The sequence below is a fragment of the Streptomyces sp. MGP-BFMKR1 genome, assembly GCF_057766585.1.
On record NZ_CM173408.1, the window covers coordinates 700,603 to 724,212 of the forward strand.

Sequence of the window (23,610 nt, forward strand, 5' to 3'; positions counted from 1 at the left end):
TTACGCCAGCCCCTCCCCCGCGTCCGGCGCCGTGTCGCCGAGGCAGGACAGGGCGCGCAGGGCCGTGGTCCACGCCTGGGCCAGCTCGCGCACGCTCGCCTCGGGGAGGAGTTCGCCCGGCCAGACCCACCCCGCGCTCAGCCGCGGCCCGTCCGGGCCGTCGACCGTGGAGGCGGTGATGTCCAGCAGGTAGCCCACCGGCATGTCCAGGTCCCGGCCGCCGCCCATGACCCCCGCCTCGGGGGCCGGGGCCCAGTCGCCGCGCCCGTCGGGCCCGGCGTCCGGCTGTCCGCCGGTGCCGCCGGTGCCGGCCGCGCCATCGGTGCCATCGGTGCCGTCAGTGCCGGCCGTGGCCTGCGCGCCGGACGCGGTCGGCGCGCTGCCGGCGAACCTGCCCAGGTAGTTGAACTGCACCTCGGGCGTGCCGAGCGCGGCGAGTTCGGGGCCGGTGCGCGGGTTGAGGTAGCGCAGCAGGCCGTAGCCGATGCCGTTGTCGGCCACCGCCGCCAGTTGGTCGCCGACCCGGCCCACCACCTCGCGCAGCGCCTTGGCCCCGCCGCCCCGCCCGGTCAGCGCCTCCGCGAGGTCCACGCCGGCCGCGTCGAGTCGTACGGGGTAGACGGAGGTGAACCAGCCGACCGTGCGCGAGAGGTCGGTGCCGGGGGCGATGTCCTGCTCGCGGCCGTGGCCCTCCATCGCCACCACCGTGCTCCGGGCCCGCGTGTCGCCGCGCTGCTCGCGCCAGTGCGCGAGGGCCACCGCGAGGGCGCCGAGCAGCAGTTCGTTGACGCTGGCGCCGGTCTCGCGCACGGCCCGGGTCAGCAGCGGTCCGGTGTGCTCGGGCGGCAGCTCGACGCTGAGGTGGGTCAGGGTGCGTACGGTGTCGCGGGCCGGGTCGAGCTGGCGGGCGGCCAGCGGGGCCGACGCGGCGGCGAGCGTGTCGCGCCAGTGCGGCAGTTCGCGCTCGCGCTCCGGGCGGGTCGCGGCCTCGGCCAGCGCGCGGGACCAGGTACGGAACGAGGTGGGCACCGGGTCCAGCGTCGCCCGCCCGCTCGCGCGGGCCGCCTCCCAGGCGGCGCGCAGGTCCGGGTGGAGCACCCGCCAGGAGACGCCGTCCACCACCAGGTGGTGCAGCAGCGTCAGCAGCCGCCCCGGGCGGCCCGGGCCCGCGTCGAACCACACCAGGCGTGCCATCCGGCCCGCCTCCGGGTCGAGTTCGCCGACCGTGCCGAGCAGCTTCTCGCCCATGACGTGGGCCAGTTCGCGGCCGGGCGGGACGTCGGACACGTCGATCCGCTCGACCAGGTCCGCCGCCCGCACGGTCCCGGGCCCGGGGATGTCGAACTCCCATCGCTCCCCCGCCCCGGACGCCGGCTCGGCCGCGTGCCGCACGAGGCGGGCGCGCAGCAGGTGGTGCCGGTCGAGCAGCGCCTGGACGGCGTCGGTCAGCTCGGTCAGGCCGAGCGCGGCCGGCACCTGGAGGACGGTGGACTGGGAGTACTCGCCGATGGGGCCGCCGAGTTCGCGCAGCCACTCGACGATCGGGGTGCTCGGCGCGGTGCCCACGCCGGCGGACTCCTCCTCGGCCGCGCCGCGCGCCGCGCCGGTGAGCACCTCGGCGAGGGCGGCGGGCGTGCGCAGCAGGAAGACCTGGCGCGGCGAGAGCCGCCAGTCGTCGGCCCGTAGCCGGCTGACGAGTTGGATGGCGACGATGCTGTCGCCGCCCAGCGCGAAGAAGTCGTCGTCCGCGCCGATCCTGGGCAGGCCGAGCACGCCCGTCATGGCCGCGCACAGGGCCCGCTCCCGGTCGCCCTCCGGCTCCCGGCCGACGGCCGCGGCGCCGAAGTCGGGCGCGGGCAGCCGCTCCCGGTCGAGCTTGCCGTGCGCGGTCATCGGCAGCGCGTCCACGACGACGAAGGCGGCGGGCACCAGGTGGGCCGGCAGTCGCTCGGCGACGTGCGCGCGCAGGCGCGCGGGGTCGGCGGTGGCGCCCGCGCGCGGCACGACGTACCCCACCAGGCGGCGCACGCCGGCGTCCTCGCGGGCGACGACCACGGCCTGGGCGACGTCCGGGTGGCCCGTGGCGGCCGTCTCGATCTCGCCCAGCTCGACCCGGAAGCCGCGGATCTTGACCTGGTCGTCGACGCGGCCCAGGAACTCCACCGCCCCGTCCTCGGTCCAGCGCGCCAGGTCGCCGGTGCGGTACAGGCGCCCGCCGGTGCGCGAGAACGGGTCGGCGACGAAGCGCTGGGCGGTCAGCGCGGGCCGCCCCAGGTAGCCGCGGGCCAGCCCCGCGCCGGCGATGTACAGCTCGCCGCTGACACCGGGGGGCACGGGCCGTAGCCCCGCGTCGAGCAGGTAGACCCGGGCGTTGTCCACCGGGTGCCCGATGACCTGCCGGTCGGTGTCCTCCACGCGGGCGAGGAGCGAGTCTACGGTGCACTCGGTGGGCCCGTACAGGTTGACGCCGCGGGTGTCGGGCAGCCGCCTCAGGCGGGTCCACTGCGCGTCCGGCACGGCCTCGCCGCCCACGCCCAGCAGCGCCAGCGGGCAGCGCCCGCCCTCAGTGAGGCCGGCGCGCTCCACCTGGGCCAGCACCGAGGGGGCGAGTTCGACGAAGTCGACGCGGTGCGTGCGCAGGTAGTCGGCCATCGCCTCCGGGTCGCCCTGGAGCTCCTCGGAGAGGATGTGCACGGCGTGCCCGTGGAAGAGCCAGAGCTGCGGCTGCCAGGAGGCGTCGAAGGAGAACGACCAGGCGTGGCCAACGCGCAGCGCGGCGCGCCCGGTGGCGGCGACGGTCGGTTCGTACAGCGCCCTGCGGTGGCTGTGGAAGAGGTTGAGCACGTTGCGGTGCGAGATCAGCACGCCCTTGGGCGCGCCGGTGGAGCCGGAGGTGTAGATGACGTACGCCGGGTGCAGCGGGTGCAGGGGGCGCACCCGGTCGGCGTCGGTCGGGTCCGTACCGGGTCGGGCGCGCAGCCGGGCGCGTACGGCGTCGGTGTCCAGGGTCAGGACGGGGACCGCCGGCTCCGGTCGGCCGGCCGCGATGCGGGTGGTGGTGAGCAGGAGGCGGGGCGTGGCGTCGGCGAGCAGGTAGTCGATGCGCTCGGCGGGGTAGTCGGGGTCGATGGGCAGGTAGGCGGCTCCCGCCTTGTGCGCGGCGAGCAGCGCGACCACCGGGTCGACGGTGCGCGGCAGCAGCAGGGCCACCACGTCCTCGGGGCCGACGCCGCGGTCGATGAGTTCCCAGGCGAGTTGGTTGGCCCGGTGGTTCAGCTCGGCGAAGGTGAGGCTGACGTCGCCGCAGACCAGGGCCGTGTGGTCGGGAGCGGCCCGGACCCGGTCGGCGAGCAGCGCGGGCAGGGTCTGGTCGGCGTACGGGTGGTCGGTGGCGTTCCAGTCGGTCGTGATCCGGGTCCGCTCGGCCGGGTCGAGGATCTCCAGGCGCGCGCAGCACTCGTCGGGCCGGGCGGCGAGCGTCTCGAGGACCCGGGTGAGGCGGCGCAGCAGGGTGCGCGCGGCGGCGTCGGTGAACAGGTCGGGCCGGTACTCCAGGGTGAGCCTGGCGTTGCCCGGGTCCACGGCCAGGGTGAGCGGGTAGTGCGTGGCGTCCGCGCTGTCCCCGCCGGTGACGGCGAGCGACCCGGACTCCTCGGCGCGGCGCAGCCCGTCGGCGTCCACCGGGTAGCTCTCGAACACGACCAGGGTGTCGAAGAGTTCGCCGACCCCCGCGACGCGCTGGATGGCGGAGAGCCCGAGGTACTGGTGGGCCGAGAGCGCCGACTGCTCGTCCTGGAGCCGGGCCAGCGCCTCGCGCACGGTGCCGCCGGGGCGCAGGTCGAGCCGGACCGGCAGGGTGTTGATGAAGAGCCCGGCCATGGTCTCCACGTCCTCGATCTCCGGGGGCCGGCCGGAGACGGTGGCGCCGAAGACCACGTCGTCGCGCCCGGTGAGGCGGGCGACGAGCACGCCCCACGCGAACTGGACGACGGTGTTGAGGGTGACACCGCTGCTCCGGGCGAGGTCGGTCAGGGCCTGGTCGAGCGCGTCCGGGAGCTGGTACGGGAGGTGCCGGGAGAGCACCGGGCGGCGGGCCGGGTCGGCCGGGGCGAGCAGCGTCGGCTCGCTGACCCCCGCCAGCGCGGCCCGCCACGCCTGTTCGGCCTCGCCCGCCTCGCGCGCGACCAGCCAGCCGAGGAAGTCGCGGAAGGGGCGGCGGCGGGGCGGACGCGGGGCGCCGGAGGTGCGGGTCGCGTAGAGCTGGAACAGTTCCTGCACGATCAGCGGCAGCGACCAGCCGTCGAGCACCAGGTGGTGGTTGGTGACCACGAGCACACTGCGGTCGGCGGACAGGCGCACCAGGTGCAGGCGCAGCAGCGGCGGGGCGCTCGGGTCGAACCTGCGGGCGCGGTCGGCGCCGGTGATCCTCGTGAGGAGGGCGTCGCGCTCGTCGGCCGGCAGGTCGGACAGGTCGGTGACGGACCAGTCGGGTTCGACCTCGTCAAGGACCAGTTGTACGGGCGTGCCCGCGGCGGTGGACACGAACGCGGTGCGCAGGTTGTCGTGCCGGGCCAGAAGTTCGGCTGCGGCCTCGCGGAGCGCCGAGGTGTCGATGAGGCCGGAAAGGCGCAGCGCGAGCTGCATGGTGTAGACGTCCACCGGCGCGTCGTCCGGGGCCGCCGCGCCGTCGGTGCCGGTGCCGGTGTCCGTGTCGGTGCCGGTGTCGGTGTCGGTGTCGGTGCCGGTGTCGGTGTCGGTGTCGTCGGCCATGCCTGCCAGGAAGACCAGGCCCTCCTGCAGCGGCGTCAGCGGCCAGATGTCGGTCAGGCCGGGGTGGCGCTCGTCGAAGGTGGCCACCTCGCGTTCGGTGAGGCGTACCAGCGGGAAGTCGGACGGGGTGTGGGTGGCCGGTCCCGCGTGGCTGGCGAGGCCGCTCAGGGCCGCCACCCACAGGTCGGCCAGCTCGGTCAGTTCGGCCTGGTCGAGGATGCCGGCCGGGCAGGACCAGCGGGCGCCGAGCACCGGCCCTTCGGGGCCGTCCACGGTGGAGGCGTTGATCTCCAGCGGGAACAGGATGGGGAGCCGACCACGTCCCGGGCTCGGCGTGGGCAGGGTCTCGGGGGCGGGGGCCCAGGCGGCGGTGTGCTCGGGGTCGGTCGGGGCGCCCCCGGTGAAGCGGCCGAAGTAGTTGAAGACCACGGGCGGGGCGGTGTCGGTGGTCGACCGGCCGGGCGCGGCGTCCGCGGGCACCGGGCCGGCGCCGGCCGGTTGGTCGCCGGTGGCGCCGGCCGGTTGGTCGCCGCTGGCCTCGGCGTCGCGCGGCTGGTCGCCGGTGGCCTTGGCGTCGCGCGGCGGGTAGCGCAGCAGCCCGTAGCCGATGCCGTTCTCGGCCGGGGCCCTGAGCTGCTCCTTCATGCGGGCGAGCACGGTGCGGGCGGCGGGCCCGCCGCGCAGCGCCTCGTCCAGGTCGGCGCCCGCGGGGTCGAGGACCACCGGGTACCAGGTGGTGAACCAGCCGACGGTGGCGGAGAGTTCGGCGCCGGGCACCGCGCTCTCCTCTCGGCCGTGCCCCTCCACGGCGACCACGTCCCAGCCGCCGTCCGCCTCGCCGCGCAGCGCGCGCCAGCGGGCCAGGGCGAGGGTGAGCGCGGCCAGCAGCACGTCGGGCACGGCGCCGTGCACGGTCGCCGGCACCGTGGTCAGCAGGGCCTGGGTGAGGGCGGTGGGGAGCTGGCGTTCGACGTGGACGCGGGTGTCGGCGGTGTCGGTCACCGGGTCGAACGGGCGGCGGCCGAGCGCCGGCACCGGCACCGCCTCCCGGGAGCGCCACAGTGCGGCCTCGGCCTGAACGGCGGGGCGGCGGGCGGCGGCGGCCAGGCCGAGGGCCCACTGTCGGAAGGAGGTGCCGCCCGCCGTGGCGTCCGGCAGTTCGCGCCCGGCGCGCGCCGCCGCGTGCGCGGCGGCCAGGTCGGGGGTGAGGACGCGCCAGGACACGCCGTCCACCACCAGGTGGTGGGCCACCAGGAGGAGCCGCCCCGGCACGCCGGGCCCGGCGTCGTACCAGACGGCGCGCAGCATGTCGCCGGCGCGCGGGTCGAGTTCCTCGACGGCGCGGGCCGCGCGCTCGGCCACCAGGGCGGCCAGTTCGCTGGGCGCGACGGCGCTCACGTCGACGCGGGTGAGCACCCGCGCCCCGGTGACGGCACCCGGGGGCGGCACCTCCAGGGCGGGCTCGGTGTTCTCGGCGTCCGCGGGGACGAGCCGGGCGCGCAGCATGGGGTGCCGCTCAAGGAGCCAGTCCAGGGCGGTGGTCAGGGACGCCGCGTCGGCGTCCGGCGGGGCGACCAGGTGCGTGAACTGGTGCAGGTGGTCGATGTCGGCCCGGGCCAGGGCCCAGCGCATGATGGGCGTGAGCGGCATCCGGCCGGTCGGCGCCACGCGCGGCAGCGCCCGGGCGCCGGTGACGGGGGTGGCGGCGCGGGCCAGGGCGGCGGCGGTCTTGTGCTCGAAGACGTCGCGCGGGGTGATCACCAGGCCGGCCTTGCGGGCCCGGGCGACGAGTTGGATGGACAGGATGCTGTCGCCGCCCAGGGCGAAGAAGCTGTCCTCGACGCCCACCTCGGCCATCCCCAGCAGCGTGGCGAACAGCTCGGCCAGCAGCGCCTCGCGGGCGTCGCGCGGCGCGGTCCGGGTGGCGGCACCGGCCAGGTCGGGCGCGGGCAGCGCGCGCCGGTCGAGCTTGCCGCTGGGGCCGAGCGGCAGCGCGTCCAGGACCACCAGGGCGGTGGGCACCATGTGGTCCGGGAGCCGGCGCGCCAGGTGGGCCAGCAGTTCGTCGGTGTCCACGGCGGAGCCGGCCGGGCCGACGACGTATCCGGCCAGGTAGCGCTGGCCCGGCTGGTCCTCGCGTACGACCACCGCGCACGCGGCGACCCGCGGGTGCTCGCCCAACACGGCCTCGATCTCGCCGAGTTCCACGCGCAGTCCGCGCAGCTTGACCTGTCCGTCGGCGCGGCCGACGAACACCAGGGCCCCGTCCGCGCGCCGTCGCACCAGGTCGCCGGTGCGGTAGAGGCGGCCTCCGGGCGGGCCGTACGGGTCGGCCACGAAGCGCTCGGCGCTCAGCGCGGGCCGGCCCAGGTAGCCGAGGGCGAGTTGGTCGCCGCCGAGGTACAGCTCGCCGACGACGCCCGTGGGCAGCGGGCGCAGCCAGGGGTCGAGCACCAGGGCGCGGGTGTTCCACACCGGCAGCCCGATGGGTACGGCGCCCTCGTCGGCGGGCCCGGTGGGCCAGGCGGTGACGTCCACGGCCGCCTCGGTGGGCCCGTACAGGTTGTGCAGCGCGGCGCCGGGCAGGGCGTGGCGGGTGGCGGCGGCGACGGCCGGCGGCAGCGCCTCGCCGCTGGCGAAGACCAGCCGCAGCGTGCTCGGCCCGGCCCCGGCCCCGGCCGCCCCGGCGTCGGTGAGGTGGGTGGCGAACGCGGCGAGCATGGCCGGCACGAAGTGCGCGACCGTCGCCCGGTGGCGCTCGATCGCGGCGGCGACCAGGGCGGGGTCGCGGTGCGCCCCGTCCGGCAGGACGACGAGCGCCCCGCCGGCGAGCAGCGGCAGGAACAGTTCCCACACCGACACGTCGAAGCTGGCCGGCGTCTTGTGCAGCACCCGGTCGCCGGCGCCGATCGCGTACTCCTCGCGCATCCACAGCAGCCGGTTGACGGCCGCCGCGTGCGGCACGACGACGCCCTTGGGCCGGCCGGTGGAGCCGGAGGTGTAGATGACGTACGCGGGGTGGCCGCCGGTCAGTTCGGCGGGCGGGGCCGCGATGGGGTCGGCGGTGGCGAGTTCGGCCGCGGTCTCGGGCGCGTCGAGGGCCAGCGGGTGGCAGGCGGCCGGCAGCGCCGGCGCGTGCGCGGCGTCCGTGACGGTCACGCGCGGGGCGCTGTCGGCGAGCATGTGGGCGACGCGGTGGGCCGGGTAGCCGGGGTCGACCGGTACGTAGGCGCCGCCGGCACGCTGCGTCGCGTGCACGGCGACGACCAGGTCGAGGGAGCGGGGCAGCACGATGGCGACCCGGGTGTGCGGGCCGACCCCGCGCTGGCGCAGCACGGCGGCGAGCCGGCCGACGCGGGCGTCGAACTCGGCGTAGCTCAGGGCGTGTGCGCCGCCGTCCTCGTCGTCGGCGACGAGGGCGGTGGCCCGTGGGTCGTTGGCGCAGGCGGCGGCCACCAGCGCCGGCAGGGTCCGCGCCGGCAGCTCGCGGGCCGCGCCCGCGGCGCTGGCCAGGGCTTGGGCGTGCTCGTCCGCGGTGAGCTGCGGTACGCGGTGCAGCGGGGTGTCCGGCTGCTCGGCGAGTCGCGCGACGAGGGCGGCGAACCGGTCGGCCAGCGTGCGCGCGGTGGCCTCGTCGAACAGGGCGCTCTGGAAGTGGAGCAGGCCGGCGATGCCCTGCCCGCCGGGCCGCTCGGCCAGCGTGAAGCCGAGGTCGAAGCGGGAGACGCCGGGGTCGGCGCCGAGCGGGGTCACCTCGACGCCGGGCAGCGTGACGGACTCGCCGCTGACGTGTTGGAAGACCAGCATCACCTGGAACAGCGGGTGGCGGGCGAGCGAGCGCTCGGGCGCGAGCAGGTCGACCAGCCGCTCGAAGGGCAGGTCGGCGTGTTCGAAGGCGGACAGGTCGGTGTCGCGTACCCGGTGCAGCAGTTCGCGGAAGGTGGGCCGGCCCGCGACGCTGGTGCGCAGCACGAGGGTGTTGACGAAGAAGCCCACCAGGTCGTCGAGGGCGGCGTCGCCCCGGCCGGCGACGGGCGTGCCGACGGGGATGTCGGTGCCGGCGCCGTGCGCGCTCAGCAGCGCGGCCAGCGCCGCCTGCGCGGCCATGAACACGCTGGCCCCGGCCTCGGCGGTGAGCGCGCGCAGCGCCCGGTGGGTCCTGGGGGTGAGTTCGAAGGTGACGGCGCCGCCATGGTTGTCGACCACGGCCGGGCGCGGCCGGTCGTAGGGCAGGGCCAACTCCTCGGGCGCGTCGCGCAGGGCCTCGCGCCAGTAGTCGGCCTGTCGGGACAGCAGGCTGTCCGGGTCGCTCTCGGAGCCGAGCACCTCGCGCTGCCAGCGGGCGTAGTCGGCGTACGCGACGGGCAGCGGCTGCCAGGCGGGGGCGGCGCCCTCGCGGCGGGCCGCGTACGCCGTGCGCAGGTCCTCGATCAGCGGGCGCATGGACCACTCGTCGCCGGCGATGTGGTGCAGCGTCACCGACAGGACGTGGTCGTCACCCACCCGCAACAGGCGGGCCCGCAGCGGGATCTCGTGCGTGATGTCGATGGCGGCCGTGGCGTCCGCGCGCAGCTCCGCGTCCAGGCGCTCCGCGCTGACCGGCACCGGGGCCAGGTCGCCGAGGGCCTCGGCGCCGGTGGCGGGGTCGAGCACGTGCTGGTAGGGCACGCCGTCCGGGTCGCCGCCCGGCGCGGCGCCCTGGGTGGGGGCCTCGGTCTCGGGAAAGACGGTGCGCAGCGGCTCGTGGCGGGTGACGAGGTCGGCGAAGGCGGCGCGCAGCGCGCCCGCGTCCAGGTCGCCGGTCAGCCTGAGCGCGAAGTACAGGTTGTAGGTGGCGCTCGGCCCCTCCAGCCGGTGCAGGAACCACAGCCGCTGCTGCGCGAAGGACAGCGGCTCGCGTTCGCCGCGCTCCCCCGCCGTCAGGGGCGCGCGGCGCGTCCCGCGCGGCAGGACGACCTCGGCGAGCGCGGCCGGGGTCGGGTGGTCGAAGACGTCGCGGATGGCGACGTCGACGCCGAGCGCGGAGCGGACGCGGCCCGCGAGTCGCATGGCCAGCAGCGAGTGCCCGCCGAGGGCGAAGAAGTCGTCGTCGGGTCCGGCGTCGGGCTGGCCGAGCAGGTCGGCGAAGAGGCCGACGAGCACGGCCTCGCGCGGGTCGCGGGGCGCCCTGGCCCGTTCGGCCGCGGCCAGTTCGGGTGCGGGCAGCGCGGCCCGGTCCACCTTGCCGCCTGGGGTGAGCGGCAGCTTCTCCAGCGGCACCGTCAGCGAGGGCACCAGGTGCGCGGGCAGCCGGTCGGCCAGGAACTCGACGAGCCCGCTGGGCGCCCCGGTGACGTAGGCGACCAGGCGCTGGGTGCCCGACGCGTCGGGGGCGGCGACCACGACCGCGTCCTCGACCCGAGGGTGCGCGCGCAGCACGGTCTCGATCTCGCCGGGCTCCACCCGGTGGCCACGAATCTTGACCTGGTGGTCGACGCGGCCGGCCACCCGCAGCGTGCCGTCCGCCCGCCAGGCGGCGAGGTCGCCGGTGCGGTAGAGCCGGGCGCCGGGCGGCCCGAACGGCGAGGCCACGAAGCGTTCGGCGGTCAGCGCCGGGCGGCCCAGGTAGCCACGGGCCAGGCCGGCGCCGCCGATGTACAGCTCGCCCAGGGTGCCGGCGGGCGCCGGGCGCAGCCACGGGTCGAGCACGTGCAGATCGGTGTTGCGCAGCGGGTGGCCGATGTGTGGCGCCTCGTCGCCGGTCAGGTCGCCCGCCGTGGACCACACGGTGGTCTCGGTCGGCCCGTACAGGTTGACCAGCCGCGCGCCGCGCGCGGCCAGCGTGGCCGCGAGGTCGGGGGCGAGCGGCTCGCCGCCGGACAGGACGCGCAGTCCCGTCAGCGCCTCGGGCACCGCTTCGGCGACCGCGCGCCACAGCGACGGGGTGGCCTGCATGAGGGTGGCCCCGGTGCGCTCGGCCAGGTGGGCCAGCCGGCGCGGGTCGGTGACCTCGTCGCGGTCGGCCAGCACGACGGTGGCGCCGGTGCACAGCGGGACGAAGAGTTCGAGGGCCGCGATGTCGAAGCCGACGGTGGTCACGGCGAGCAGCCGGTCGCCCGCCCCGGTGTCGAGCAGGTCGGCCATCGCCTCCAGGAGGTTGCCGAGGCCCCGGTGGGTGACGACGACGCCCTTGGGCCGGCCGGTGGACCCGGAGGTGTGGATGACGTACGCGACGCCGTCCGGCCGGTGCGGCGCCCGCCGGTCGGGCGCCTGGGCCTCGTGGGGCTCCGGTGGGGCGAGCACCGGGGAGGCCGCGTCGACCACGAGTACGGGGCGGACGTCGCCGAGCAGGTAGGCGATCCGCTCGGCGGGGAACTCCGGGTCGACGGGCACGTAGCCGGCGCCGGTGCGGGCGACGGCGACGAGGGTGGCGACCAGGTCGGCCGAGCGCGGCAGCGAGACGACCACCAACCGCTCGGGGCGCGCGCCGCGCGCGAGCAGGCGGGCGGCGATGAGGCCGGCGCGCCGGTCGAGCTGCTGGTACGTCAGCTCCTGGTCGCCGACGATCAGCGCGGTGGCGTCGGGGGTCGCCGTGGCCTGGCGGGCGAACCGGTCGGCGAGCCCCTCGGGCGTGATCGGCTCGGTCGGGCCGCGTAGCCCCCGCTGGTCGGCGGCCGGTCGCAGCGCGGCCACGGGCATGTCGGGCCGGGCGACGATGCGGTCCAGCACGTCGACCAGGTGCGCGCCGATCGCCTGGGCCCGCTCGCGCGGCAGCAGTTCGGGCCGGTGGTCGATGGCCAGGCCGAGCCGGTCGGTGCCGGGCAGGGCGACGAGCACCAGTGGGTAGTGGGTGGCGTCGTGCCCCTGGGCGCCGGTGACGGCGAGCCCGGCGCGCCGCTCGGTGGCCCGCAGTTGCTCGGAGTCGACCGGGTAGTTCTCGAACAGCAGCAGCGTGTCGAAGAGTTCCCGGTGCCCGCTGGCCCGCTGGAGTTCGGCCAGCGACTCGTACTGGTGGTCCAGCATGCGGCCCTGCTGGTCGCGTACGGCGTGCACGACCTCGGCCAGCCGCTGGCCCGGGGCGAGCGCGACGCGGGTGGGGATGGTGTTGATGAACAGGCCGATCATGCGGTCGGCGCCGTCCAGGTCGGCGGGGCGGCCGGAGACGGTGACGCCGAAGACGACGTCGGTACGGCCGGTGAGCCAACCGAGCAGGACGGCCCAGGCCGCTTGGAGCACGGCGTTGACGGTGACGCCCTCGGCGCGGGCGAAGGCCGTGATCCGCGCGGCCAGGTCGGCCGGCAGGTCCACCGCGACGCGGCTGGGCACACTGGCGGGCGCGGCCGACGCGGCGGGCACCAGGAGGGTGGGCCCGTCGATGTCGGCCAGGGTCGCCCGCCAGGCGTCGGCGGTGGCGGCCCGGTCCCGGTCGGCGAGCCAGAGCAGGTAGTCCCGGTAGGGGCGCGGGGCCGGCTCGGGGGTGCCGTGGTACAGGCCCAGCAGGTCGCGGATGAGCAGCGGGCCCGACCAGCCGTCGAGCAGCAGGTGGTGCGAGGTGAGGGAGAGCAGGTGGGTGTGCTCGCCCAGGCGTACGAGGGTCAGCCGCGTCAGCGGCGGCACGTCCAGCGCGAAGCGCCGCTGCCGTTCCTCGGCGAGCACCTGGCGGGCCCGCGCGCGCACGGCCTCCGGTATGACGTCGGGCCGCGCCGCCGCCGGGGCTCCGGGAGCCGCGCCGTCGTCAGGGACCGGGCCGTCGTCCAGGTGCACCTCGCGCCAGGGCATGCGCACCCGCTCGGGAATGACTTGCAGTGGCTCCGCGTCGGGCCTGGCGCGGAAGGCGGCGCGCAGGTTGGGGTGGCGGGCCAGCAGCGCGTCGGCCGCCGCCCGCATGCGCGCGGTGTCCACCTCCCCCTCGACCTCCAGGGTGAGCTGGGTGGTGTAGACGTCGGGGCCCGCGCCGTCGGCGCCGTAGGAGGAGAGGAAGAACAGGCCCTGCTGGAGCGGCGAGAGCGGCAGCAGCTCGGCGAGCGCGCCGGTCTCCGCCTCGATCGTCTCGATCTCCGCCTGGCCGGCGGTCACCAGCGGGAAGTCGCCGGGGCTGTGCCCGCCGGCGCCGGGGCGGGTGCCGGCCGCGGCGATGGCCTCCAGGGCCGCGAGCCAGTGCTGGGCCAGCCGCTCCACCTCGTCGGCGGGCAGCAGCCGGCCCGGGAAGGTGAACGCGGCCTGAAGCCTCGGGCCTTCGGGCCCGTCCAGGGTCGAGGCGTTGAGCTGGAGGGTGTGCGAGGCGGGCAGCCTGCCGTCGGCGCCGCCGCCGAGCGAGCCGGTGAGCGCGGCGGGCGCCCAGTCGCGCTCGGCGTCGCCACCGGCCCCGAAGCGGCCCAGGTAGTTGTAGCCGATGGTGGCCGTGGGCAGCGCGGCGAGCCGGCCCTCCGGGCCGGGGCGCAGGTGGCGCAGCAGGCCGTGGCCGATGCCGCTGTCGGGGGCGGCCCGCACCTGTTCCTTGATCCGCTTGAGGGCGGCGCCCGGGTGGACGGGGGTTGCCGGGTCGAGTCCGGTCAGGTCCAGGCGTACGGGGTGGACGCTGGTGAACCAGCCGACGGTGCGGGAGAGTTCGGCGCCCGGCACGGCCTCCTCGACGCGCCCGTGGCCCTCGATGTCCACCAGTACCGGCCTCGGCTGGCCGCGCCAGGCGGCCAGGGCGAGGGCGAGCGCGGTCAGCAACACCGCGTCGGGGCCGGTGTGGAACGCGTCGGCGACCTCGGTCAGCAGCGACTGGGTGGTCGCCCGGGGCAGCTCGACGGCGACGGTGCGCAGCGTGTCGAGGGTGTCCGTGGCCGGGTCCAGCGGCAGCGGGCTGATCCGGAGCGGGTCGCCGTCGGCCAGGGCGCGCCAGTGCGCGAGCTCGGCGCCGCGCCGCTCGGAGGCGGCCTCCTCGGCGAGGCCGGTGGCCCAGGCGCGCAGCGAGGTGCCCACCGGCGGCAGGGCGGCCGTGCGGCCGTCGGCGGCGGCCCGGAAGGCCGCGGCCAGGTCCTCGGTGAGCACCCGCCAGGAGACGCCGTCCACGACGGCGTGGTGGACGAGGACGGCGAGCAGGCCGGGTCGCCTGGGCCCGGCGTCCAGCCACACCAGGCGCAGCATGGTGCCGCCGAAGGGGTCGAGGGCGCGGGCGGCCTCGGCGGCGTGCGCGCGCAGCGCATCGGCGTGCGCCTCGGGCGGCAGTTCGGCGGCGTCCACGCGCGCGACGAGGCGGGCCGGGTCGAGCGTGCCGGGCGCGGGGATCTCCAGTGCGGTACGGGTGAGCGTGGCGCGCAGCGCGTCGTGGTGGTCGACGACCTGGCCCAGGCCCGCGACGAGGTGGTCGAGCCGGGTGCCGGCGGGGGTACGCAGGACGGTGGACTGGTGGTAGTCGGCGATGGGGCCGCCGCGCTCCACGAGCCAGCGCAGGATGGGCGTCAACGGGGCGCTGCCGGTGGCGGGCACGGTGGGCGGCGCGGGTTCGGCCGGCCGCTGCTCCACGGCCGCCAGGGCCGCGACGGTGCGGCGCTCGAACACGTCGCGGGGGCGCAGCCTGATGCCCTGTCGGCCGGCCGCGCCGACGAGTTGGATGGAGGAGATGCTGTCGCCGCCGAGCGCGAAGAAGCTGTCGTGGACGCCGACCTCGGCGAGGCCGAGGATCTGGGCGACCAGCTCGGCCAGCACCCGTTCGCGCTCGGTACGCGGGGCGGTGCCCTCGCTGGCCGGCGTGAGGTCGGGCGCGGGCAGCGCCGCGCGGTCGATCTTGTTGGCGGCGGTCACCGGCAGCGTGTCCAGGGCGACGAAGGCCGCCGGCACCAGGTGCTCGGGCAGCGCGGCGGCCACCCACGCGGTCAGCTCGCTGGCCGGCGCCGAGGCCCCGGCCTCGAAGACGACGTAGGCCACCAGGCGCCTGGTGCCGGCCGCGTCGGCGCGGGCGATGACCACGGCGCGGGCGACGGCCGGGTGGTCGGTCAGCAGCGCCTCGATCTCGGCGGGCTCGACGCGGAAGCCGCGAATCTTGATCTGGTGGTCGGTGCGCCCGGCGTACTCCAACTCCCCCGCCGCGTTCCAGCGGGCCAGGTCGCCGGTGCGGTACATGCGGGTGCCGGCCGGGCCGAAGGGGCAGGCGACGAAGCGCTCCGCGGTGGTGCCGGGCCGGCCCACGTAGCCACGGGCGAGGCCGGGCCCGGCGACGTACAGCTCGCCGAGCACGCCGGGCGCCACCGGGCGCAGCGCCCCGTCCAGGACGTAGGCCCGCTTGTTGACGTCCGGCGGGCCGATCGGGATCGGGCCGCCGTCCCAGGAGGCGGGCACGAGCCAGGTGGCGGAGTTGACGACGGCCTCGGTGGGCCCGTACGCGTTGAACAGCCGGTGCCGGCGGGCCCAGGTGCGGACCACCTCGGCGGGCAGCGCCTCGGTGCCGACGATCAGCGTCATGTCGGCGGGCAGCGTGGCCTCGGTGGGCAGCGAGGCCACCACGGTGGGCGGGATGACGGCGAGGGTGATCCGGGCCCGCACCAGGAAGTCGGCCAGCGGCGCGCCGGCCCGCTCCTCCTCGTCCACGACGACCAGGGTGGCGCCGGCGAACAGGGAGTTGGCCAGTTCGCAGAAGGTGACGTCGAAGCTGGGCGAGGCGAACTGGGTGACCCGGTCGCCCGGCGCGGTGCCGAAGCGGGCGTGGGCCCAGGCGACGAGGTCGACCAGCGGCCGGTGCGCGACCAGGACGCCCTTGGGGGTGCCGGTGGAGCCGGAGGTGTAGATGACGTACGCGGCGTTCTCCAGCCGCAGCGGCGCCAGCCGGTCGGCGTCGGTCGGGTCGTGCGCGGGCCCGTCCTGTGGGAGGTCGGCCAGGCGGACGACGGGGGTGCCCCGCGCCCAGGGGCCTGCGGTCACGCCCGGGGCGGCCAGGATCAGGTGCGGGCGGGCGTCGTCGACCAGCGCCCGCAGCCGCTCGGCCGGGTAGTCGGGGTTGAGCGGCAGGAACACGCCGCCCGCCTTGCCAACGGCCAGTTGGGCGACGTAGACGTCGGCGCCGCGCGGCAGGGCCACGCCGACGGGCCGCTCGGGTCCCACGCCGAGCCGGACGAGCTGGTGGGCGAGCCGGTTGGCGTGCTCGTTGAGTTCGCGGTACGTCAACTCGACGGCGCCGTCGGCGACGGCTGGCCGCTCGGGCACCTCGTGCGCCCAGCGCTGGAACAGCTCGGGCAGGGTCCGCGGCACGACCGGGGTGACGTCGCTGTTCCAGGCGCGGGTGACCTGCTGGCGCTCGGCGGGGGTGAGCGGGTCGAGCTGGGCCAGGCGGCGGTGGGGGTCGGCGGTGAACTCCCGCACGGCGCGGCGCAGCCGCTCGGCGACGCCCCGCACCTCCCGTCGCGACAGCGCGTCGGAGCGGTAGCGCAGGGTCAGGCCGAGCCCGCCGGTCGCGCCGGGCGCGGCGACCAGGGTCAGCGGGTAGTGGGTGGCGTCCTGCCCGGTGACGGCGCTGACCCGCACACCGGCGAAGACGGCTCCGTCCCCGGCGCCGGTATCGGTGTCGGTGGCGGTGTCGGTATCGGTGTCGGGGGTCTCCACGAGGTAGTTCTCGAAGACCGCGAGGGTGTCGAAGAGCGGGCCGACGCCGCCGACGCGTTGGATGTCGCCGAGGCCGAGGTGGTGGTGGGGCAGCAGGGCGGCCTGTTCGGACTGGAGGCGGCCGATGAGGGCGGCGAGCGTCTCCTCGTACCGCAGTCGGACGCGGATCGGGACGGTGTTGATGAACAGGCCGACCATCGACTCCACGCCCGGCAGTTCGGCGGGGCGGCCGGAGACGGTGGAGCCGAAGACCACGTCCTGGCGGCCGGTGAGGCCGGCGAGTACCAGGGCCCACAGCGCCTGCACGGCGGTGGGCACGGTGACGTCCAGCCGGCGCGCGGTGGCGGTCAGCGCGGCGGCCAGGTCCGGGTCCAGCTCGACGGCGACGCTGCCCGGCTCCGCCGGGGGCTGCTCCGCGGCGCCCGGGGCGATCAGCGTCGGGCCCTCGAGCCCGGCCAGGCCGGCGCGCCAGGCCCGCTCGTCCGCCTCCGCGTCCCGGGCCGCGGCCCAGGCGAGGTAGTCGCGGTAGGGGCGGACGGGCGGCAGGCTGGAGGGGTCGCCGTCGGCGGCGTAGAGCGCGAACAGCTCCTGGACGACCTTGGCCGTCGACCAGCCGTCGAGCAGCAGGTGGTGGTGGGTCAGCAGCAGCCGGTGCCGCGTGGGGCCGAGGCGGACGGCGGTGCAGCGGATCAGCGGCGGGCTGGCCAGGTCGAACCTGGCCCGCCGGTCGGCGTCGGTGATCCGCGCCAGTCGCTCGCGCCGCGCGGCCTCGGGCAGCGCCGACAGGTCGGCCTCCTGCCAGGGCAGTTCGGCCTGGGCGGGGATCAGCGCGACCGGTTCGCCGTTCTTGCGCTGCCGGAAGGCCGCCTTGAGGTTGGGGTGCCGGGTCAGCAGGGCGCCGGCGGCGGCGCGCAGCCGCCCCGTGTCCAGTTCCCCGTCGAGGTCGAAGCCGAGTTGGACGGTGTAGACGTCGAGCGCGCTCTCGTCGTACGACGAGAGGAAGTACAGGCCCTTTTGCAGGGGGGACAACGGCAGGATGTCCAAAAGCCCCGAACTCGCCCTGCTCACAGATTCCTCCACTCGTCTTCGAACTCGTCGATCTCGTCCTGGCTCAGGGACACCAGTCCCAGGTCGGACGGTGTGTGCCCGGCCGTGGTGCCGCCCCGCGCGCTGTCGAGCAGGGCCTGGAGCGCCTCGCGCCACCACTGGTTCAGTTCGGCGATCTGGGCCGCGTCGAGCAGCAGGCTCGCGTGGTGCCAGGTCACCGACAGTTCGGTGCCGGTCGGTCGGCGCAGCGCGGCGATGCTCAGGTCGAGCGCGGTGTCCACGCCGACCGTCGCCTCGTCCCGCCACAGCGCGCCCGACTCGGCGGCCGGGGTCCACGGCCGCCCGTGCCCGCCGGGCGTGCCGTCGGGCGTGCCGTCGGGCGTGCCCTCGGGCGTGCCGGCCGGCCCGGTTTCCGGCCCGCCCGTGGGGGCCGGCGTCGGCTCGGCGGGGCCCACGTCGAAGCGGCCCAGGTAGTTGAAGCTGATCTGCGGGCGTGGCCCCTTGGCCAGTTCGGCGCCGGCCGCCGGGTCCAGGTAGCGCAGTTGGCCGAAGCCGACCCCGCCGGCCGGCACCGCGCGCAGGTGTTCCTTGAGGTGCTTGAGCAGCCGCCCAGCCGTCTCCGGGTCCTCGTACGGGGCCCTCGGGCCGACGCCGTCGGCGGTCAGCCGCACCGGGTAGAGGCTGGTGAACCAGCCGACGGTGCGGGCGGGTTCGCGGCCCCCGGGCAGTACCGCGTCACCGCGACCGTGGCCCTCCAGGAGCACCAGGACCGCGTCGCGCCCGGTCCGCCACCGCCGTACGGCCATCGCCAGCGCCGCGAGCAGCACCTCCTGCTCCCCGCAGTGGAAGGCGGCCGGCACCTCGGTCAGCAGCGGCTCGGCCAGCTCGGGTGGCACGGTGGCCGTGAGCCGGCGCACCGTCTGGGGCACGTCGCGCGCCGGGTCAAGCTCCCGGTCGCCGATGGCCGGGTCGGGGGCGGCCAACACCTCGTGCCAGTAAGGGAGTTCGGCGCCGCGCTCCGGGGCCTGGGCGGCCAGGGCGCGGGCCCAGGTACGGAAGGACACCTCGACCGGTGGCAGTTCCGGCGTGCGCCCGGCGCTGGCGGCCTCCCACGCCTGGACCAGGTCGGGCAGCAGTACCCGCCAGGAGACGGCGTCGACCACCAGGTGGTGGGCGAGCAGCAGCAGCCGGCCGGGGACGGCCTGGCCGAGGTCGAACCAGACGGCCGCGAAGACCCGGCCGCGCTCGGGGTCGAGCGCCTCGGTGGCGGCACGGGACTCGGCGCGCACGGCCGCGCGCAGCGCGTCGGGGTCGTCGGGCGCGACGCGTACCCGGCGCAGGCACCGCGCGGCGTCCACCGTGCCGGGCGCGGGGACCTCAAGCGCCCGGGGGGCGTGTGGCGGCGCGTCGGGGCCGGTGGCCCGGAGGGTGGCGCGCAGCATGCCGTGGTGGTCGAGCAGCGTCCGCACGGCGGTGAGCAGGCTCGCGTGGTCCACCGTGGCGGGCAGGGTGACCAGGAGCGACTGGCTGTAGGCGCGCGGGTCGCCGCCGCGCTCGAACAGGGCGTGCATGACGGGGGTGAGCGGCACGGTTCCGGTGCCGTCGTCGTGCTCGGCCGCCGCGTCGCGCGGCGCGGGCTCGGCCACCAGCGCCAGGGCGGCGGCGGTGCGGTGCTCGAACACCTGGCGCGGGGTGATCACCAGTCCGGCGCGGCGGGCCGCGCTGACGAGTTGGATGGAGGAGATGCTGTCGCCGCCGAGCGCGAAGAAGCTGTCGTGCGCGCCGACGTCGTCGAGCCCGAGGAGCGCGGCCACCAGTGCGGCCAGTACCCGTTCGGCGTCGGTGCTCGGCCGCGCCGGCGCGCCGGGTTCGGCCCGCCGGGGGGCGGGCAGCGCGGCGCGGTCCAGCTTGCCGCTGCTGGTGAGCGGGAACGCGTCGACGACCACCAGGTCGGCGGGGACGAGCGCCGGCGGCAGCAGCGTCGCGGCGTGCCGCAGCAACGCGGCGGTGTCGATGGCGGAGGTGTCGATGGCGGGGGTGTCGATGGCGGGGGTGTCGCCCGGGTGCGCGGGCCCGCCGGCCGGGGTGACGTAGCCGACCAGGCGCGCGGCGCCCGGCGGGTCCTCGCGGACGATGACGGCCGCGTCGGCGACGGCCGGGTGGGCGAGCAGCGCGGCGCGTACCTCGGCCGGCTCGATCCGTACGCCGCGCAGCTTGACCTGGTCGTCGGCGCGGCCGGCGAACTCCAGCTCGCCCGCCGCGTTCCAGCGGGCCAGGTCGCCGGTGCGGTAGAGCCGGGTGCCGGGCGGGCCGAACGGGTCGGCGACGAACCGCTCGGCGGTGCGCACGGGTTCGCCGAGATAGCCACGGGCGAGTTGGGCGCCGGCGAGGTACAGCTCCCCCACCACGCCGACCGGCACCGGGCGCAGCGCGGCGTCCAGGACGTAGGCGCGGGTGTTGTCGCCCGGCGCGCCGAGCGGCACGGTCCCCGGCTGGCCGGGTTCGGCGCTGCGCGCGGTCACGTCCACGGCCGCCTCGGTCGGCCCGTACTGGTTGATCAGCGCCGCGTCGCGGTCTCTGTGCCAGGCGTCGGCCAACTGGCCCGGCAGTGCCTCGCCGCCGCTGAAGACCCAGCGCAGCCCGCCGAGGTCGGCGGCGGCCGGCTCGGCGGCGAAGAGCGCGAGCATCGAGGGCACGAAGTGCGCGGCGGTGATCCGCCGGGTGCGGATCGTCTCGGCCAGGTACGCCGGGTCGAGGTGGCCGTCGGGGCGGGCGACGACGAGGGCCGCGCCGCCGAGCGGCGGCCCGAACTGTTCCCACACCGACACGTCGAACCCGGGCGCCGCCTTGTGCAGCATCCGGTCACCGGGGCCGAGCGGGAAGCGCCGCTGGTTCCACACCAGCCGGTTGACCAGCGCCCGGTGCGGGACGGCCACCGCCTTGGGGCGGCCCGTCGATCCCGAGGTGTGCAGCACGTACGCGGTGTTCAGCGGGTGCGGCGGGCGGGTCGCGGCCGGTGGCGTGGTCGGGTGCGCGGCGACCTCGGCGACCAGCGCCGGGTCGTCGAGGAGCACGGTGCGGGCGCCGGGCGCGGGCAGCGCCCCGGCGAGCGTCGCGGCGGTGGCGGCGTCGGTGAGGACCACCGCCGGGGCGGTGTCGGCGAGCAGGGCGGCCAGCCGCTCGACGGGGTGCGCGGGGTCCAGCGGCAGGTAGGCGGCGCCCGCGTGCTGCACGGCGTGCGCGGCGAGCACCGAGCGGGCCGAGCGCGGGAGCAGCACCGCGACGAGGCGGTCCGGGCCGGCGCCCCGGCGCGCGAGCGCGTGGGCGAGCCGGGCGGCCCGCTCGTACAGCTCGCGGTGGCTGAGCGTGCCGTCGTCGGCGATGACGGCGGGTGCCTCGGGCGTGCGGGCCGCCGCATCGGCGAGCGCCTGCGGCACGGTGGCCGGTGCCACCCGGGTCGCGGTGTCGTTCCACTGGTGCAGCACGCGTCGCCGCTCGTCGCCCGTCAGCAGGTCGATCGCGGTGACGGGGCGGTCCGGGTGGGTGGCGAACGCGGCGAGCACGCGGGTGAAGTGGGTGGCGAGCCGGCGCGCCGTGGCCGCGTCGAACAGGTCGGTGCGGTAGGTGATGCCACCGGTCAACGGACCGTCCGCGCCCGGGTGTTGGACGAGCGTGAACGTCAGGTCGAACTTGGCGGTACGGGTGTGCACGGCGACCGGCGCGCTGTCCAGGTCGGCCAGGCGCGGCCCGGCCGGGGTGCGCGTCTGGTGGTTCAGCATCACCTGGAACAGCGGGTGCCGGGACAGCGAGCGTTCCGCGCCGAGCGCGTCCACCAGCTTCTCGAAGGGCACCTGGGCGTGGTCGAAGGCTTCCAGGTCGGCGGCCTTGACCCGCTCCACCAGCTCGCCCGGCGTCGGGTCGCCGCTCACGTCGGTGCGCAGCACCAGGGTGTTGACGAAGAAGCCGACGAGGTCGTGCAGCGCGTGCTCGTCGCGCCCCGCGATGAGCGTGCCGATCGGCAGGTCGCACCCGGCGCCCAGGCGCTCCAGGAGTGCGGCGAGCGCGGCGTGCGCCACCATGAACGGCGTGGCGCCGGTGCGCCGGGCCAGCTCCCGCAGCCCACGGCGCACGTCGTCGGGGACGGCGAACTCCACGACCTCGCCGTCGTACCCGGCGTGGTCGCCGCGCGGCCGGTCCAGCGGCAGCGCCAGCTCGCCCGGCGCGCCGGCCAACCGCTCGCGCCAGTACGCCGTCTGCCGGCCGATGCCGCTGTCCGGGTCGTCCTCGGCACCGAGCACCTCCCGCTGCCACAGCGCGTAGTCGGCGTACTGCACGGGCAGCGGCGTCCAGCGCGGCGCGTGCCCGGCCACCCGGGCGGCGTAGGCGCTGCTCAGATCGCCGAGCAGGGGCCGTACGGACCACTCGTCGCCCGCGATGTGATGCAGCACCAGGAGCAGGACATCGCCCTCGGTGTCGCCCTCGGTGTCGCCCTCGGTGTCGCCGGCGGCGTCGGCGGTGTCGGCGGCGGTGTCGGCGGCGGCCTCGTCGGGGCGCGCGCCGGTGGCGGCGGGGCGCGGGCGCAGCACGGTGGCGCGCAGCGGCAGGTCGCGGGTCAGGGCGAAGGGGCGTACGGCGGCGGCGTGCAGCGCGGCGTCCAGCGCGGCGCCGTCCGACGGGGGCGTGGTGACGAGTTCGACCTCCACCCGGGCCTGGTCGGCGGGCACGACGTGCTGGCGCGGCACGCCGTCGGTGTCCGGGAAGACGGTGCGCAGCGCCTCGTGCCGCACCACCAGGTCGTGCAGGGCGGCGCGCAGCGCGGGCAGTTCCAGGCGCCCGGTCAGCCGCAGCGCGATGGGCACGTTGTACGCCGCGGTCCCCGTGTCGAGCCGGTCGAGGAACCACAGTCGGCGCTGGGCCGGGGACAGCGGCAGCTCGGCCGGGCGCGGGCCCGCCACCAACGGCGCCCGCTGGTGCGTCGCGGGCCGCAGCAGCGCGGCGGTGGCGGCGGGGGTGCGGGCGGTGAACAGGTCGCGCACCGCGAGCGAGACGCGCAGCGCCGCCCGTACGGTGCCCACCAGCCGCATCGCCGACAGCGAGTGCCCGCCGGCGGCGAAGAAGTCCTGGTCGGGGGCGACGGACTCGACGCCGAGCGCGTCGGCGAACAGCCGGCACAGCAACTCCTCGCGCTGCCCGAGCGGCGCGGCGGGCACGGCGGTGGCCCGTCGCGGGGCGGGCAGCGCGGCCCGGTCCAGCTTGCCGTTGGCGGTCAGCGGCAGCCGCTCCAGGCAGACCACGGCCGCGGGCACCAGGTACTCCGGCAACGTCCGCGCGAGCCGCTCGCGCAACGCGCGGCCGAGGGCGTCGCCGTCGCCAGCCGGGGCGGTGCCGTCGCCAGCCGGGGCGTCGGCCGGGGTGGCGCCCGCGGCGGCCGTCGGTTGGCCGGCCGGCGCGGCGGCCGGCACGACGTACGCGACCAGGGCCGGGCCCCCCGGCAGGTCGGTGCGGGCCATGACGGCGGCGTGCGCGACCTCGGGCAGGGCCCGCAGCGCGGCCTCGGTCTCGCCGGGTTCGACGCGGTAGCCGCGCAGCTTGACCTGGTCGTCGGCGCGGCCGACGAAGTCGAGCCGCCCGTCGGCGCGCACCCGCACCACGTCGCCGGTGCGGTAGAGGCGCGCGCCGGGCGGGCCCGCGGGGTCGGCGACGAACCGCTCGGCGGTCAGCCCGGGTTGGCCCACGTAGCCACGGGCCAGACCGGCGCCCCCGAGGTACAGCTCGCCGGGCACGCCGTCCGGCACCGGCCGCAGCGCCCCGTCCAGGACGCTGGCGCTCATCCCGTCCAGCGGGGTGCCGATCGGCAGCGGCGCGTCGGCCTCGACGGTGACGGGATCGGCGGTGGCGGATCCGGTCGTGCCGGGCTCGGCGGGCTCGGGTTGCTCGTCTCGCCCGGCGGGCCCGGTGGTGAACTGGCTCGACGTGGCGAAGGTGGTGGTCTCCGTGGGGCCGTAGCCGTTGACGATCCGCAGGTGCGGCGCGGCGGCGCGCACGGCCCGTACGGCGGCGGGCGAGACGACGTCGCCGCCCGTCCAGACCTCGCGCAGGCCGTGGAACGCCTCCGGTGCCTCGTGGGCCAGGAGCGCGAAGAGGCCCGCCGTCAACCACAGCGCGGTGGCGCCGCTGGCGGGCAACAGGGACCGCCAGGCCGCCGGGTCGGTGTCGCCTTCCGGCGCCACG

2 protein-coding genes (1 of these 2 only partly in view) are annotated in these 23,610 nt (G+C 77.1%); both read right to left on the reverse strand.

Annotated features, from left to right (window positions below; genetic code table 11):
* Positions 1-17,400 carry an amino acid adenylation domain-containing protein gene (locus tag AC3CHW_RS02505; RefSeq protein ID WP_488469400.1) on the reverse strand — a complete coding sequence of 5,800 codons (17,400 nt, stop codon included), beginning with the start codon at positions 17,398-17,400 and terminating at the stop codon, positions 1-3.
* A protein-coding gene (locus AC3CHW_RS02510) for a non-ribosomal peptide synthetase (RefSeq protein ID WP_488469401.1) crosses the window boundary here: on the reverse strand, positions 17,397-23,610 show its final stretch. The gene runs 10,016 nt beyond the window's last position; only the last 6,214 of its 16,230 coding nucleotides appear in the window; its start codon lies off the right edge, out of view; its stop codon occupies positions 17,397-17,399. The genes AC3CHW_RS02505 and AC3CHW_RS02510 overlap by 4 nt, the downstream gene beginning before the upstream one ends.